The organism is Methylobacillus draconifructus (genome assembly GCF_045984355.1).
GTDB lineage: Bacteria > Pseudomonadota > Gammaproteobacteria > Burkholderiales > Methylophilaceae > Methylobacillus > Methylobacillus flagellatus_A.
The window spans coordinates 150,736-164,353 of the sequence record NZ_JBJQII010000005.1 but is presented as its reverse complement, the minus strand read 5'-3'; the positions used below and the strand labels follow the sequence as shown (position 1 = coordinate 164,353).

Annotated in this window: 19 protein-coding genes and 1 tRNA gene; 6 read left to right on the top strand and 14 right to left on the bottom strand. The window is 56.8% G+C overall.

Going from position 1 to position 13,618, the window contains the following annotated elements:
• Positions 1–209: 209 nt before the first annotated feature.
• The 5 genes from glgA to hpnC form a co-directional block, all read right to left on the bottom strand.
• The gene (glgA, locus tag ACJSDX_RS11960) at positions 210–1,667 is read right to left on the bottom strand and encodes a glycogen synthase GlgA (protein WP_407994876.1); all 1,458 of its coding nucleotides are present in this window, start codon (positions 1,665–1,667) and stop codon (positions 210–212) included.
• A gap of 119 nt (positions 1,668–1,786) precedes the next feature.
• A complete protein-coding gene (locus ACJSDX_RS11955) occupies positions 1,787–2,197 on the bottom strand; it encodes a phage holin family protein (protein WP_407994875.1) in 411 nt (136 codons plus the stop codon).
• 11 nt (positions 2,198–2,208) lie between these two features.
• Complete coding sequence (hpnE, locus tag ACJSDX_RS11950) at positions 2,209–3,537, bottom strand: hydroxysqualene dehydroxylase HpnE (RefSeq protein ID WP_407994874.1); 1,329 nt, start codon at positions 3,535–3,537, stop codon at positions 2,209–2,211.
• Entirely contained in the window at positions 3,522–4,358 is an 837-nt protein-coding gene (hpnD, locus tag ACJSDX_RS11945) for a presqualene diphosphate synthase HpnD (RefSeq protein ID WP_407994873.1), read from the bottom strand. Before hpnD ends, hpnE begins: the two co-directional genes overlap by 16 nt.
• The gene (gene hpnC / locus ACJSDX_RS11940) at positions 4,355–5,209 is read right to left on the bottom strand and encodes a squalene synthase HpnC (RefSeq protein ID WP_407994872.1); all 855 of its coding nucleotides are present in this window, start codon (positions 5,207–5,209) and stop codon (positions 4,355–4,357) included. The genes hpnD and hpnC overlap by 4 nt, the downstream gene beginning before the upstream one ends.
• Positions 5,210–5,308: 99 nt before the next feature.
• Here hpnC and ACJSDX_RS11935 point away from each other — a divergent pair, with 99 nt between their 5' ends.
• From ACJSDX_RS11935 to ACJSDX_RS11910, 6 genes are all read left to right on the top strand, one after another.
• Positions 5,309–6,055: an S-methyl-5'-thioinosine phosphorylase gene (locus ACJSDX_RS11935; RefSeq protein WP_407994871.1), complete on the top strand. Its 747-nt coding sequence runs from the start codon at positions 5,309–5,311 to the stop codon at positions 6,053–6,055.
• A complete protein-coding gene (gene def / locus ACJSDX_RS11930; RefSeq protein WP_407994870.1) occupies positions 6,045–6,578 on the top strand; it encodes a peptide deformylase in 534 nt (177 codons plus the stop codon). Before ACJSDX_RS11935 ends, def begins: the two co-directional genes overlap by 11 nt.
• Positions 6,579–6,633: 55 nt before the next feature.
• Positions 6,634–6,721: transfer RNA gene (locus tag ACJSDX_RS11925), tRNA-Ser, on the top strand.
• A 545-nt stretch (positions 6,722–7,266) separates the two neighbouring features.
• Positions 7,267–7,452 carry a hypothetical protein gene (locus ACJSDX_RS11920; RefSeq protein WP_407994869.1) on the top strand — a complete coding sequence of 62 codons (186 nt, stop codon included), beginning with the start codon at positions 7,267–7,269 and terminating at the stop codon, positions 7,450–7,452.
• Positions 7,445–7,888: a hypothetical protein gene (locus ACJSDX_RS11915; protein WP_407994868.1), complete on the top strand. Its 444-nt coding sequence runs from the start codon at positions 7,445–7,447 to the stop codon at positions 7,886–7,888. The genes ACJSDX_RS11920 and ACJSDX_RS11915 overlap by 8 nt, the downstream gene beginning before the upstream one ends.
• 95 nt (positions 7,889–7,983) lie before the next feature.
• A complete protein-coding gene (locus tag ACJSDX_RS11910) occupies positions 7,984–8,268 on the top strand; it encodes a hypothetical protein (RefSeq protein ID WP_407994867.1) in 285 nt (94 codons plus the stop codon).
• Positions 8,269–8,412: 144 nt separating this feature from the next.
• Here the strand turns inward: ACJSDX_RS11910 and ACJSDX_RS11905 are convergent, their stop codons facing one another.
• The 9 genes from ACJSDX_RS11905 to ACJSDX_RS11865 all read right to left on the bottom strand — a co-directional run bounded on the left by ACJSDX_RS11905 (position 8,413) and on the right by ACJSDX_RS11865 (position 13,584).
• Positions 8,413–8,694 carry a hypothetical protein gene (locus tag ACJSDX_RS11905; RefSeq protein WP_407994866.1) on the bottom strand — a complete coding sequence of 94 codons (282 nt, stop codon included), beginning with the start codon at positions 8,692–8,694 and terminating at the stop codon, positions 8,413–8,415.
• A gap of 45 nt (positions 8,695–8,739) precedes the next feature.
• A complete protein-coding gene (locus ACJSDX_RS11900) occupies positions 8,740–9,771 on the bottom strand; it encodes a zonular occludens toxin domain-containing protein (protein ID WP_407994865.1) in 1,032 nt (343 codons plus the stop codon).
• Positions 9,768–10,049 carry a DUF2523 domain-containing protein gene (locus ACJSDX_RS11895; protein WP_407994864.1) on the bottom strand — a complete coding sequence of 94 codons (282 nt, stop codon included), beginning with the start codon at positions 10,047–10,049 and terminating at the stop codon, positions 9,768–9,770. The genes ACJSDX_RS11900 and ACJSDX_RS11895 overlap by 4 nt, the downstream gene beginning before the upstream one ends.
• Positions 10,046–11,392 (bottom strand): virulence factor TspB C-terminal domain-related protein, encoded by a 1,347-nt coding sequence (locus ACJSDX_RS11890; protein ID WP_407994863.1) that lies wholly within the window; start codon positions 11,390–11,392, stop codon positions 10,046–10,048. The genes ACJSDX_RS11895 and ACJSDX_RS11890 overlap by 4 nt, the downstream gene beginning before the upstream one ends.
• A gap of 67 nt (positions 11,393–11,459) precedes the next feature.
• Positions 11,460–11,696 (bottom strand): hypothetical protein, encoded by a 237-nt coding sequence (locus ACJSDX_RS11885; protein ID WP_407994862.1) that lies wholly within the window; start codon positions 11,694–11,696, stop codon positions 11,460–11,462.
• Between the two features lie 59 nt (positions 11,697–11,755).
• Positions 11,756–11,941: a major capsid protein gene (locus tag ACJSDX_RS11880; protein WP_407994861.1), complete on the bottom strand. Its 186-nt coding sequence runs from the start codon at positions 11,939–11,941 to the stop codon at positions 11,756–11,758.
• 42 nt (positions 11,942–11,983) lie between these two features.
• Positions 11,984–12,145 (bottom strand): hypothetical protein, encoded by a 162-nt coding sequence (locus ACJSDX_RS11875; RefSeq protein ID WP_407994860.1) that lies wholly within the window; start codon positions 12,143–12,145, stop codon positions 11,984–11,986.
• A 1-nt stretch (position 12,146) separates the two neighbouring features.
• Positions 12,147–13,121: a phage/plasmid replication domain-containing protein gene (locus tag ACJSDX_RS11870; RefSeq protein WP_407994859.1), complete on the bottom strand. Its 975-nt coding sequence runs from the start codon at positions 13,119–13,121 to the stop codon at positions 12,147–12,149.
• Between the two features lie 148 nt (positions 13,122–13,269).
• Positions 13,270–13,584 (bottom strand): hypothetical protein, encoded by a 315-nt coding sequence (locus ACJSDX_RS11865; RefSeq protein WP_407994858.1) that lies wholly within the window; start codon positions 13,582–13,584, stop codon positions 13,270–13,272.
• Positions 13,585–13,618 lie beyond the last annotated feature (34 nt).

Sequence of the window (13,618 nt, the reverse complement as noted above, 5' to 3'; positions counted from 1 at the left end):
ACCCGCTAAGGGAGGAGAAGTATAGCTTTGGAGAAAGCTCGCATATAAAAAGCATTGCTGCCATTTACTCTGCGTTAGGTAGCATATTAGGGCGGAAGTGTTGCTGAATTATTGCCGGGACAGGGAAAATGGTTAGCAAACTGTTAAATAGTTGTAACAGTTTGCTAATTGTGGGTATTCGTGCGGTCGATACTAAAAAAACAGGTTGGTCAGCGCTGCTGGGCAAGGCTTTGGTACAAATCCAGGTAGAGCTTCGCGCTACCGGCCCAGCTCAGGTCGCGGCGCATGCCGTTGCGCTGGATTCTGCGCCATGCCCTGGGGTCATGGTAGTAGACGAGGGCGCGCTCCACTGTGTTCAGCAACTGCTGGGGTTCTGCAGATTCCAGCACGAATCCCGTCGCGGTGTTGTTCTTCATCGTACTGCTGTTGCTGTCCCTGACTGAGTCGGCGAGGCCGCCAGTGCGGGTCACGACCGGCGGGGTGCCGTAGCGCAGCCCATACATCTGGTTAAGCCCGCATGGCTCGAAACGCGACGGCATGATGAACATGTCGGCGCCGGCCATGATCTGGTGCGACAACGGCTCCTTGTAGCCGATCGTCACGCTCACCTGGCGCGGATGTCGCTTCGCCAGCTCCTTGAATCCGTTTTCCATCTGCGCTTCGCCATTGCCGAGCACGGCGATCTGGCAGTGTCTTGCCAGCAGTTTTTCCGCCACGGCCAGGAATATATCCAGGCCTTTCTGGTGCGTCAGCCTGCTGACAACGCCGAGCAATGGCTTGTGCGGTGCGGCTTCCAGCCCCAATTGCACCTGGAGCGCTTTCTTGACGATCTTCTTGTCGGCAAGGTGTTCCAGGTTATAGGTCTTGGCCAGGTAAGGGTCGATGGCCGGATTCCATTCCTGGGTTTCAATCCCGTTCAAGATGCCGTGAATCTCATGGCTGCGCGTTGCCAACAGCCCCTGCATGCCGAAGCCGTATTGCTCAGTCTGGATTTCGCGCGCATAAGTCGGGCTGACGGTGGTGATGCTGTCGGCATAGTAGACCCCGGCCTTGAGAAAGGACATCTGGCCGTAATACTCCAGGCCATCCACCTGGTAGCTATGGGCGGGCAAGCCCAGGCGCTGTACCCATTCAGGAGCGAAATTGCCCTGGAATGCCAGGTTGTGGATGCTGATGACGGACTTGGCATGAGGAGTGCCCGAGTGGTGCAGGAATGCGGGAGTCAGGCCGCTTTGCCAGTCGTTGCAGTGCACAACGTCGGGTATCCAGTCGCGCAAGGGCGAGTGCTGGCTGCTCAAGATGGCGCCCACCTTGGACAGGATGCCGAAGCGCAGGGCGTTATCGTTCCAGTCGTTGCCTTGGCTGTCGTTATACGGGCCGCCGGGCCTGTCGAACAGCTGGGCGTTTTCAACCACCATGACATCGACGCCGGTATCCGGCATCTTGCCTGCCAGCAGGTTGATGCTGCCGACTTCCGGCAGTCCATGGATTGGCGTGACCAGGCGCTTGTCTTGCAGCTTTGCCAATACGGCCGGATAGCCTGGGAGCAATATGCGGATGTCGATGCCAAGGTCGCGAATGGCGGCAGGCAAAGAGCCGCTGACGTCGGCGAGGCCGCCTGTCTTGATCAAGGGATAGGCTTCGGAACTAACAAAAAGGATGCGCAAGGTGTGTGCTCTTTGCTTTTTTGAAGTTGGGAGTAGGCTGGCTTTTTCTATCGCTCAAGCATATCAAATAACCATGGGGGCGAGAATCCGCCGCCCAGGGGGATTTGAATGCAAGGCCATTAGATCGAGATGGTATCCGGGTTGCTGTTGATGGGCGTCATCAGGGCGACTCCCTGGCTCGGCAGTATCCATTCGATCAAGAAGCCCAGCACTGCAATGAAGATGCTGGCGAAGAATGCAGTCCAGAAGCCGGAGAGTTCGAACCCTTTAATCAGCTTGGCAACCAGCATGATCATCAAGGCGTTGACGACCAGTGCGAAAAAGCCGAATGTCACCAAGGTCAATGGAAAGGTGAGCACCAGCAGCAAAGGGCGGATGACGGCGTTGACGAAACCCAGGGCCAGAGCGGAGATCAACAGCGAAAGCCGCGAGGAAAACTTGATTCCGGGGAAGATCAGACTGGCGACCCATAAGGACAGACTCATGATTCCCCAGTGAAGAATGAAGTCATGAATATCATTTATTATCATAATATTAAAATTTATACTTGATGTGATTTAATAATATTTTCAGCCGCCAGGAAACCGCTCCTGATCGCGCCTTCTATGGTGGCAGGATAGTCCAATAAGGCGCTTCCGGTGCCGACATAATCCCCGGCTAGCTGTATGCGCGGATGCGGAGTGGTTTGGCCCGGACGATCCAGTCCCGCCGTGCAGGCAAAGGTCGCACGTTTTTCCGCGACGACTTTATGCCAGAGCGGCGCGGCCTTCAAAATGGCCGGAAAAACGGCTTGCAGCTCCTGGTGTATCTTGATGGCGAGGTCGGATTGCGTTAATGCCTGGTGCTTGCCTTCGGCACTGATGACAACTGCGAGCAGGCCTGTTTGCCCATAAAGCTGTCCACGGTCAAACACCCATTGGCCGAGTTGGCCGGTCAGGCCATGCATGGCTTGCGGCAACACTGTTTCGTGAGTGTATTGCAGGTAGACGGTATAAATGGGCTGGTATTGCAACGACTGGCAGCTGGCAACGACATCCTCCATGCTTTGCAGCGAAGGCAGCAATGCGGCGACGCGGAAAGGGGAAGTAGCGATCACTACATGGCTGAAGTCCTGCATTGCATCCTTCAGCTTCAACCTTACTCCATGTTCCAGCGTATGCAGGCTTTCTATTGGCGTATTGAGGCTGACTCTGCCTCCATGCGCTTCGATGAAGGTGGCCGCGGGTTCGGCAAGCAGGGCCGAGAGGTCGGCGCGCGGAAGGAGCAAATCGCTGTCGGATTTCTTGTGCGCGAAACTGTCCCGCAGCACATTGAGGAATGTTTGTGCGCTTGCCGTGGCAATCGGGGTATTCAGGGCCGCAAGGCAGAGGGGCTCCCACAGCATGGCGGTGAGCCGGGGAGGCTGGCTTGCCAGCAGTTGCTGCAATGGAACGTCCTTTGCCAGGCGAAATCGCTTGAGCCGCAGGCCGGCCATGAAGCGCACGGCAGCCAGGCGCTCCCGCAGGCTGAGGCCTTGCGCTTGCAGCAGGCCAACCAGGATATGCAATGGCGCCGGCAGGGCAGCCTGGCTTTCAAGCGAGAACTTGCCTGGTATTTCCAGCTTGAGCGGCAAGCGCAGCAAGCCGCTATCGATATCCGCGCCGCATGTCTGCAGAAACCGTAATGTCTGTGAGTAGGCGCCAAGCAGGATATGCTGTCCGTTGTCCAGCGTGAGGCCTTGCCAGTCTATGCCCCGCGCGCGCCCGCCCAGTTGGTGGCTGGAGTCGAACAAGCTGGTCCTGATGCCGGCTTGCGTGAGCCGAACGGCTGTCGCAAGCCCGGCGCAGCCACCGCCGATCACCGCGACATGCGGCGTTAATTGCGAACCCATGTCAGCCAGGCAAGCCAGAGTTTGCGGATAGGGGTGAGGGATACGCGCGCGTTCAGCACCACCTGGATATCGTCCGCCTTGATTTCCTTGAGCAGGGTGCGGTAGATCGCCGACATGATGAGGCCGGTGCGCTGGAGCTTGCGGTCTTCCGGCGGCAGCTCGGCAAGCGCCTTGTCGTAATAGCGTTCAGCGCGTTCGGCCTGGAATTCCAGCAATTGCCGCATATTGTCGGAGGGCCTGCCCTGCAGAATATCCTGCTCGCTGACGCCGAAACGGGCGGCTTCGTCCAGCGGCAGGTAAATCCGGCCCCTGCGGGCGTCTTCGCCGACATCGCGCGTGATGTTGGTCAACTGGAAGGCCATGCCCAGGTCCAGCGCATATTGCAGGGTTTGCGGGTTGCTGTAGCCAAAAATGGAGGCCGAGAGCAGGCCGACCACGCTGGCAACGCGGTAGCAATAAAGCTCGAGCTCGGCAAAGTCGCGGTAGCGGTTTTGCTCCAGGTCCATCTGCATGCCGTCGATGATGTCCAGGAAGTGCTGCTGCTTGAGCTTGAGCTCCGTGACTGGCGCCTGCAAGGCAAGGGTAACCGGGTGCTGCGGCCTGCCCTCGAAAAGATTGATGATTTCGCCGCGCCACCAGTTGAGCTTGGTCTGCGCGACGTTGATATCCTGGACCTCATCCGCGATATCATCCACTTCCCGGCAAAAGGCATACAGCGCGGTGATGGCCTCCCGCTTGGGCTTTGGCAGGAACAGGAAGCTGTAGTAGAAACTGGAGCCGCTGGCTGCGGCCTTCTTCTGGCAATATTCTTGCGGACTCATTTTTTCCTCACCGCACGGTACAGCATATAAACCCAGTCCGCCGGCTTGAGAACCGGGCGCTGGTTGAAAACATCGCCGCGTACATGATGGAGCTTTCGCAGGATGCGTTCGCCCCCCGCAATGATCATGCGCATTTCCAGCCCGATGCGGCCGGGCAGGGCCAGCCCGAGCGGCGCCCCGGATTGCAGCAGCTTGCGCGTGCGGTTGACCTGGAATTCCATCAACAGGGCCCATGTGCCCTGGCTGTTTTTATCGGCAATCTGCTGCTCGGAGACCTTGTATTTCTGCAGTTCGTCCAGCGGCAGGTAGATGCGGTCCTTGCGATAGTCGATTTCGACATCCTGAAGGAAGTTGATGAGCTGCAGCGAGGTGCAGATCGCATCCGACAAGGCAATGTTGCGCGGCGTGGCGGCCTTGTATAGATGCAGCATCAGCCGCCCGACCGGGTTGGCCGAACGGCGGCAATAATCGATGACCTCGCCGAAATTGGCGTAGCGGGCCTTGACCACATCCTGGCTGAATGCGGAAAGCAGGTCGTAAAACGGCGCCAGCGGCAAGCCGCGCTCCTTGATCATGGCTTGCAACGCCTGGAACAAAGGCGTGTCGGGCGTTACACCATCCCTGATTTGATCGAGTTGCGAGCGAAAGCCGTCAAGCAAGGCCAGCCGCTCCTCCGGCGCCAGCTCGCCCTCATCGGCAAAGTCGTCGGCCTGGCGGGCAAAGGCGTAGATCAAGCCAACGGGTGCGCGCAAATCCTTGGGCAGGAGAACAGAGGCAACAGGAAAATTTTCATAATGGGCTTTGGCAAGCGCCATGCTCTGCTGGATAGTGGCTTGGTCTGATGTGGTCATAAGCGGCATAAAGTATGCCATAAAACGCCAGTCATCGCGCTTTGTGGCAAGTGAAGATTGTTGCGCTACAATGTGCCAATCCGTCATTGTGGAGTTTTCATGCTAGGTATTATTGGTGGTACAGGGTTGACCAAACTGGCCAATCTCAAGATCAAGCGCAGGCAGATTGTTCGTACGCCGTATGGCGAACCTTCCGGCCCCCTAACTTACGGGGATATTTGCGGCTATGAAGTGATCTTTTTACCCCGGCATGGTCATGGGCACACCATTCCGCCCCATATCGTCAATTATCGCGCCAATATCTGGGCGCTGCATGCCGAAGGCGTGCGCGACATTGTCTCCGTCGCCAGCGTCGGCGGCATCCATGAAAGCCTCAACCCGGGCGTGATTGCCTTGCCGGATCAGATCATCGATTACACGCACGCACGCAAGAACACCTATTATGACGGTGGCGACCTGCCGGTGAAGCATATCGACTTCACTGTGCCTTACAGCGACAGGCTGCGCAGCTTATGCTTGGAGGCTGCGGCCAATATTGATGAATCAGTTATCGATGGCGGTGTCTACGCATGTGTGCAAGGCCCTCGCCTGGAAACCGCAGCAGAAATCAACCGCCTGGAAAGGGACGGTGCCACCATGGTCGGCATGACCGGCATGCCGGAAGCCGCTCTCGCGCGTGAGCTGGATCTGCATTACGCGGCCATCTGCCCCGTGGCCAATCATGCGGCAGGGCGAGGCAGTAGCGTGAATGGCATTCAATACGAAAACATGGGCGATGTCCTTAACGCAACCATGCAACGCGTCCGAAACCTGATAGAAAGGGTAGTGGTAGGCCATGCCTGTTAAACCTGTGTTGAAAATGGGAGAGCCTCTGCTGCTGCAAAAGGCAGAGCCTATCCAGCAATTCGATACCCCGGAGCTCCATGCCCTGATCAAGGATATGGAGGACACCATGGCGCATCTGAACGGTGCCGGTATAGCCGCTCCGCAAATCGGCGTTAGCCTGCGGGTCGTGATTTTTGGCGTGGGCCACAATCCACGATACCCGGATGCCGAACAAGTGCCGTATACGGTATTAATCAACCCCGCGCTGACGCCTATAGGCGAAGAACTGGAAGATGGCTGGGAAGGGTGCCTTTCCGTCCCGGGCATGCGCGGCGTGGTACCGCGTTATCAAAGGTTGCACTACACTGGATATGATCAATACGGAAATCCGATAGACCGCTTGGTAAGCGGCTTTCATGCAAGAGTGGTACAGCACGAATGCGACCATCTTGACGGCATCCTCTACCCGATGCGGATTCGTGACCTTGCCCAGTTTGGTTTTACCGACGTGCTTTTCCCCGGGATGGTGGTGGAAGACGATTAATCTTGTGATAGAATGGCGGCCTTTCTTCAGTCACCACCATGACTGATGTCAAAACGGAAGTGTGGCCGAGTGGTTGAAGGCACCGGTCTTGAAAACCGGCGACCCGCAAGGGTTCGTGAGTTCGAATCTCACCGCTTCCGCCAGTTTCCTTTATATGTTTTCAGTTTGTTAGTTTTAGCATCGCATTCCCTTTAGATGACACCGGTTAAGCTAAATGCTTTTAATCGACCAGGGCCTTTGCACGCCTGTAACTTATGCATCGCATCTAAAAAGTCCCGAATGGGGCTTTTGTGTTTTGGAGGTTTGCGATTTGCTGTAAGTCAGCAAACAGCCCCAAAAAACTTTACGTGTTCTATACTTCGTATAATGGGCACTTAAGAAAACCAGATTCACCATCGGTCATCAGATAGAACCTCGCATTTGCGAGGTTTTTTATTGCTCAAAGGTTCTGGGCACCCATCGCTGAATATCGCTAGAACCATTGGAGCAAATAAGCCTCAAGACCGCTCTTAAACGGTTTCCTCCCCGCGTTGCGGGTCCCCTCCATTTACGCGCCCCTGCGGGGTTTCAGTCTTGACCCTTATTTCCTCCAATGTTGCTGGTCGGCCATGCCGTATGGCGAGGGCTGCATCCTTCGGACGCTGCCTTCACCACACGGCAGACCTTCAACGCGGAAAGGATGATTGTGATGGATAGCTATCATTTGAAAGAGAATTTAATTCAAATCAACATCGATAAGGGGATGAGCCTGAAAGATGCAACGCATCAGGCTTTTGGTGCTTTAGCTGCCCTGGCATTTGCAGCGGTGGTTGATGATAACGATCATGCAAAGGAGAGGATCAGGAAGTTATCCCAGGAGGTGAAACATGGCTAAGCAGCTGATCGATGTTTCAACCAGGGAGATGGCACTGGATGCGGATTGGCCCAGCATGGATAAGGTGGAGAGCAAATTGCTGGAGGTGTCGGAGAAGATCAGGCAACGGCGCGATGAGTGGAACCGGGTGCAGGCGCAGTTGCTGGCCCTTAAAAAGCAGGGCCTCACCTACGCCGGCACAACCTGGAAGAACGGCAAATACTTGTACCTGGTCTATCCGAGCAAAAACGGGGAGCCGAGGAAGCGGGTGTATATCGGCCAAGACGAGGAGAAGGTGAGGGAGGCGTTGGCGGGTATCGAGAGGGGAGAGCAGTACCTGAAGCTGGAGGAACGGGCGGAGTGGTTGCAGCGGCAAGCGCAGTTAGCGGGGTATCACTGCATGAACCTGCTGGATTATCTTGGGGATGGTGTCCAGTTCGTTCCTGGACATCGATAAATTGACACCAAATGGTGTCATATAGATCGATACCAGGTGAATTTTTGACACCAATAGGAAAACGCGTAAGATATAGCGCAAAAGGAGTTTAGCAGATGAGTGAGATTGTTTACGAGTTGTATGATGCGCTGAAGGCGATCAATATCCCTGAGGATAAGGCCAAGGCGGCAGCCGAGGCAATGAACCGGGCTGTCGACAAGCGTTACAACATCCATGCGGATCAGCTTGCCACGAAAGGTGACCTGGCCGCCATCCGTTCAGAGATCACTGATGTGAGGCGTGAATTGGCAGATGCCAAGGTTGAAATCATCAAGTGGTCAGTCGGGTCGATTTTTGTGGCGGTAGGTGTGGTTGCCGCCATTGTCAGAATGCTTGGATAAGCAAAATCCCCGTTAGAAAAAAGCCCTCGCAATGAGGGCTTTTTTATTGGTGTCAGATCTTGCCGATCGAGGATCCTGGTTTGACACCAATGGTGTCAGGAAACGGGTTGGCCAGCTCCTGCAGAACGGAAATCTGACACCAAACTACCGCTGACGGTCACGTTCCAGGCGGTCAAAGGCATTTTGGATGGCATCGATGGTGCGTATGGCAGGATTGTTTTTGCGCTCATACTCGACCAGTCGCTGGGCTTTTGCCTTGTCTCCCCGGCAGGCGGTCACCAGGCGGCTCATGGCATTGTCCAGGTCACCGCGTGACGAAGGGCTTGGACGGCTTGGACGCGGCTTGACCGAGGCACGATTGAACAGCCACTGCCAGGCCAGGTAGGTGACGGCGACGACGACTATTCCGGTGATCAGGATATCCATGGCCGGATTATTGGGCAGAATGCGGCAGATAGGCAAGCATGCCCGCTAAGACTCCGCCTCGTCGTGCCTCCTCGTTGTCGTCTCTGCGGGCATGCCACGGCCAGCCCATTTGTGTTCAATGCCTGACCTGCATGCTTCCTGTGACACGTCCAGCCGCTCGCCTTCATCACCATAGCAACGGCATTCGCCCCGGAACTCAACGCAACCCGCCACGGCAGGCCAAAGCACGGAAGAATCAGCGAGGCGCAATGACTTGGTGATGACAACCTGTTGCGGTTGCCCGGTTTCCCGAGGCTCCTGAAGCTTCGCTTTCTCAAGCTCGACCTGCTCCGGCGTCATGGCCTGGACGGTCTGGGATACGACAGTGGCGGGTTGCTCGACCTGCGCCTCATCGGCCTTATGTGGCGCGGCCTTGGCCTTGACCCGCTGCACGGCCATGTAGCCCAGCATGGGCACGACTACCAGGAGCAGCACGAATAGCTTGAAGGCCATCGGTATCTTGTGCTTGACCTTGGTGTGGATGCTGGCCGACTCGTACATGCCAAACACTTCCTTGGGGATGGTGTAGCGCGTCGTGGTCGCCACGGCCAGGTTGGACTTGGTGTGCGGGTTCTCCTGCCACTCGGGCCATTCGTGCAGGCTGCGGCCGCGCCAGGTACTGCGCACGTGGATATGCTTGGTCACCAGTGCGCGCACTGTCTTGTGCACCAGGTGCGGAAACTGCGTGATGACAACAAAGTCGAGACCGTGATGGCGATGCTCGCACAGGTACTCGATAAAGGGATGCATGGTGGTGCCGGTCGGCTTGAATGACTTCTGGCACTCGTCCACGACAATCAGGGAGCCTTCCTGGATGTTCTTCAGCAACGGTACCTCATCGTCATCGTCGGGGTTTTTCTTGGGCTCGAGTTCATGCCAGCGTTCGAGCTCGGCACGGCTCATGGGGATGACCGGCAAAGTCAGCTTGGGGATGCCGACACAATAGACGGTACGCTTCTCGACCTCGGGACGGATGAATTGCCAGACGGTCAGGGCGGATTTGCCATTGCCCGGCTGGCCCGTGATCAGGGTGATCACTTGGGCACCACGCCGATCTTGGAAAGATAGGCGACCGTCACACGGAAGGTCATGGCGCCGGCGATCATGCCCAGGGCCTCGCCAATGCCGCCCAGGCCAGCAAAGGCGGCGATATAGCCGCCGAAACCGGTGTAGGTCGCCTGGGCGTAGCCGATGGCCGTAGCAAGCGCTGTCGCTACGCCTGCGTAGCTGATAATGCCCAGGCCAAGGGCTGCCAGGACACGTTTGGCGATCGCGCCGGCAGAGTTGGTGAAGAAGGTACCGAGCAGGAATTTCATTGGCGGAAGGCTCCCGAGATGATGTAGGCGGAAACGAGGGCGGCGATCAGCAGCACGGCAGGCCGCATATCGGTGATAGCCTCGCAGACGGTGTGGACCGGCAGGCTGTAAGAATGGCCCCTGGCCGATATTGTCGGATCGCCTGGACAGCTACCCCCGCCCCAGGACTCATAAGAGAAGGTGTCCGGGATTTCATGGGTATCCAGGTCTTGGTCTTCGACATCGTCGATTTCTATATCCTGGTCTTCCTTCGGTTCCTCGGACTGGTCCTCATTGTTTGGTAACGTGGTTTCAGTCGTGGTGACGGTGGTGGTGTTATTGGTGATATTGGTCTCTGTCGTCGTGGTGGTTTCCGTCACCTCTACGGTTGTCGGTCCAGTGGGCGTAATCGTGACAGTGGTATCCGTGACCTTGGTACCGATCGGATTGCCATTGCCATCGCGTACGGTTTCAGTGGTAGAGCCACCGGGGCCGGGTACGGTCTTAGGATCAATCGCAGGCGTTTCAACAGGGACAGGTTCTTCACCGTTGATGAGGTCGGGGATGATGTCCGGGGTCCTAAGTCCTGGCACATCATCAGGAGAAGGCCAGCCAGTCGGCGGGACAGGAATGCGACGATCAGGATTGAGCGGCAAGCATTGGGAACCGGACAGGTAATGCGTTGTGTTATCACAACTTTGTACTCGACGGCCTGGAACAAATTGACCGTGAACATTGCCATCCGACCCGATTACCTTGACAGCAACATCATTACCAACAAGATAACAATCCGCTACACCTTGAAGCGGCAAAACAGTGCTTATGCCCGAGGATGCAGCACCAGGACCATTGTAATAAGCGAGTGATGCTTCACAGAGCTGATTGGATGTAGAAAACCTGCTTTGCCCAATCGCTTGAGCAACGTTTTGACCAAATTCAAAGTGCTGATATGGATATGGCGCGTTGCTGGGGTCAGTGATCGACCATACAGGCTCAGCAGCCGGATTGTCAGGGTCGGACCATGAGCAGATGTCTGTCTCGGAACACAAGATGCCAGCAATGGTCAGGCCGGCACCCAAGGGGCCGGCACGTTTTGCGAGGTTGAGTGCAGCAGAGCCGAGACCGGCAATATTAGGCGAAGTGCGCTGATTGAGCGTCACAGGCAAACCGCCCTTGGTGGTTGGCGCTGTGATGGTGCGCGGGTTGTCAGATGGAAAGGTGACGTCGGTATAGCCCTTGGGCGGGAAGAAATACCACTTGTCCTCAGGGCCGGTGCGTATGGTACTAGGCGTGCCGATGTCAATGATGGCAGCCTGGGCGGTTGCCCCGATCAGGAGCAAGGGAATCAGGGCTAGAAGTCTCATCTAAACAGTATCCATGCGCAGATCGCCATCGTGACGATGATGGCGATTGGGTAGAGTTCGATTGGCATCAGTGAATGGCCTTCGCAATGATCTTGAAACCCCAGGCGGTCGCAATGACGCCAATGCACATCCAGGCAAGCTCCAGAGAGTCGCCTATCTGCGGGGTGCATTCAATCAGGGGCGGGGTGACTTCGATGGTGGTGCCGGTAACGCCGTCGCTCTTGGTGATGGTGTAGCCGGTTTGCGTGGGCGTGCATGTCAGTGCCTGGCCATCGCTGGTGACAATCGGGCAACCCGCAGCCATAGACGCGTACAGCTGCGGGAGCTCTGCAAAACAAAGGTTGTCGTGCAGATAGGCCATGCTTACTTGATGACGCGGCGCAGCCAGTTGAAGACGACGATGCCGATCACAACGCCGAGGATGGCCGCACCGATGGTGCCCACGTCGGTCACCGCATCGCCGATGGCGGTAGTGACCGAGGCTGGCACTTCAGCAAAGGCGGACAATGGGGCTACTGCAACAACGACACCTGCTATTTTCTTGAACATGTTTGATTCTCCAAGTTGATGCCAGTGGGCGACTGGCGGCGCTTACAGGCCGCTGATGAGGGCGAGTGCGCCCCCGATCAGCAGGCCGATAACCAGGGCCGCGAGGTTGTTACGGGCGCGACGCTTGCGTTTGGTGTCACGGTGGATCTGTACCTGGTCGAGATCTGACACCAAATAGGGGTTGTTGCCTGGGAGGTAGTACATGTCAGGCCACCTTCTGGCGGTAGGCGTCGAGCTCGTGGACCAGGATGGTCCTGACGCGCTGGGTCAGGTTCATGACGTTGCATGGCGAGCTGATGTCGACGCCGTATTCCAGGAGCGCGGCACGGACGCGGTAATAGGCGCTCTTACTCATGTAGGTCTTGGGGTCGACGCCATCGCGCCACATGATGGCGTGCTGGCGAAGGCGGGTAGGGATGTCAGTCCAGGTCTCGACGGTGGCGTTTTCCGCGAATGCCTGGCTTGCGAACTTGCCATAGACGATTTTTTCCATGTCGTTCTTCCAGTTGATCAGTTTGTTGAGGCCCTTTTGTCGCAGGTACTCGCTGCCCAGCTGCACCTCGAAGCGGGCAGTGGTGGCCTTGGGGTGGGGCGTGCGCAGCCCCTGGAGTTCTGCGAGCTTGTCGTAGAGCTTGGCTTTCCAGTACTGGCCGCGCTTGGTGTCATAGCCCCAGGTCGGGCCGTACTTGCCTATGCGGGCGACACGTTGGCCGATGCGGCGGGAAGCCAGTTGGTTGGAGAGTTGCAGGTATTCGTCGGTGTGGAAGTTGGCGGCGAGGTCAACGCGGGTGAGGTAGGTGCCGTATTCGCCGATGGTGCCATCACGGACGGTGGTGCCGAGGAAACGCAGGTCTGCGCCGGGCAGGAATGCGCGGATGAAGGTGGCAGCCTTGTCGAAGCATTGTTGCAGGGTGTGGCCTTGCAGGTTGTTGGCTTCGCGGAAGCGGCCAATATTGCCCTGGAACCAGATGTGCTTGCCATCGCATTTGATGCGGATGGAGGTATCGGAGCTCGAGCACTTGATCTGTTCCCATTGCTGGATTTCGTTTTCGATCACGCCGTTGCGGTCGATTTTGAGTATTTTGCCTGCTTCCAGGACAGGGTTTTCCGTGTAGGGCTGGAAGTCATGACGGAATGAAAGCCAGTCGCAAATGACGCTACTGAATTCCAGTTTTGGCATGAAGGTTTCTCCCTGTTTTTGGCTTGTAATGTGTCGGGATTTGACGACACGTTTCCCGTTTTTTCCCACTTCTGGGAATTACTTGCAGTGGTACTTGCAGTGGTACTAGCACTGCAAGTTTTAGGTGTCGCTAAATCCCGACAGGTTGTTAGAGCGCTTCAACGAAAGTCAGGGTGTTGGTGACGTACAAATTGCCGTTGTAGCGACGGCCGTATCCGCCGATCACGACCTTGGCGCGGATGACGTCGCCCTCGCGGCAGAATGGACGCTGGGAGGCGGGCTGCGATATCTGGATGGAGCCGGGCGCGGTGTACTCGTCGCGCGCCTTGAGCTGGAGCGTGAAGTAGGTCCATTCGCTCTCCTGCGGCTGTTCGATGCGCTGGACGCGCCCTTCGACGATGGCCTCCAGCAGGCTGATCTTGCCGGATGGGAGGGGTGAGACGTTGGTTTGTGGGTCTGCCATTTTTCAGTTCCTTAGTTGTTGTACTACCGAGGTT

Excerpts from the sequence above, each read along its gene's own strand:
- ACJSDX_RS11955 (WP_407994875.1), bottom strand. The coding sequence starts at position 2,197 with ATGATAATAAATGATATTCATGACTTCATTCTTCACTGGGGAATCATG.
- hpnE (WP_407994874.1), bottom strand. The coding sequence starts at position 3,537 with ATGGGTTCGCAATTAACGCCGCATGTCGCGGTGATCGGCGGTGGCTGC.
- hpnD (WP_407994873.1), bottom strand. The coding sequence starts at position 4,358 with ATGAGTCCGCAAGAATATTGCCAGAAGAAGGCCGCAGCCAGCGGCTCC.
- hpnC (WP_407994872.1), bottom strand. The coding sequence starts at position 5,209 with ATGACCACATCAGACCAAGCCACTATCCAGCAGAGCATGGCGCTTGCC.
- ACJSDX_RS11935 (WP_407994871.1), top strand. The coding sequence starts at position 5,309 with ATGCTAGGTATTATTGGTGGTACAGGGTTGACCAAACTGGCCAATCTC.
- def (WP_407994870.1), top strand. The coding sequence starts at position 6,045 with ATGCCTGTTAAACCTGTGTTGAAAATGGGAGAGCCTCTGCTGCTGCAA.
- ACJSDX_RS11920 (WP_407994869.1), top strand. The coding sequence starts at position 7,267 with ATGGATAGCTATCATTTGAAAGAGAATTTAATTCAAATCAACATCGAT.
- ACJSDX_RS11915 (WP_407994868.1), top strand. The coding sequence starts at position 7,445 with ATGGCTAAGCAGCTGATCGATGTTTCAACCAGGGAGATGGCACTGGAT.
- ACJSDX_RS11910 (WP_407994867.1), top strand. The coding sequence starts at position 7,984 with ATGAGTGAGATTGTTTACGAGTTGTATGATGCGCTGAAGGCGATCAAT.
- ACJSDX_RS11905 (WP_407994866.1), bottom strand. The coding sequence starts at position 8,694 with ATGGATATCCTGATCACCGGAATAGTCGTCGTCGCCGTCACCTACCTG.
- ACJSDX_RS11895 (WP_407994864.1), bottom strand. The coding sequence starts at position 10,049 with ATGAAATTCCTGCTCGGTACCTTCTTCACCAACTCTGCCGGCGCGATC.
- ACJSDX_RS11890 (WP_407994863.1), bottom strand. The coding sequence starts at position 11,392 with ATGAGACTTCTAGCCCTGATTCCCTTGCTCCTGATCGGGGCAACCGCC.
- ACJSDX_RS11885 (WP_407994862.1), bottom strand. The coding sequence starts at position 11,696 with ATGGCTGCGGGTTGCCCGATTGTCACCAGCGATGGCCAGGCACTGACA.
- ACJSDX_RS11880 (WP_407994861.1), bottom strand. The coding sequence starts at position 11,941 with ATGTTCAAGAAAATAGCAGGTGTCGTTGTTGCAGTAGCCCCATTGTCC.
- ACJSDX_RS11875 (WP_407994860.1), bottom strand. The coding sequence starts at position 12,145 with ATGTACTACCTCCCAGGCAACAACCCCTATTTGGTGTCAGATCTCGAC.
- ACJSDX_RS11870 (WP_407994859.1), bottom strand. The coding sequence starts at position 13,121 with ATGCCAAAACTGGAATTCAGTAGCGTCATTTGCGACTGGCTTTCATTC.
- ACJSDX_RS11865 (WP_407994858.1), bottom strand. The coding sequence starts at position 13,584 with ATGGCAGACCCACAAACCAACGTCTCACCCCTCCCATCCGGCAAGATC.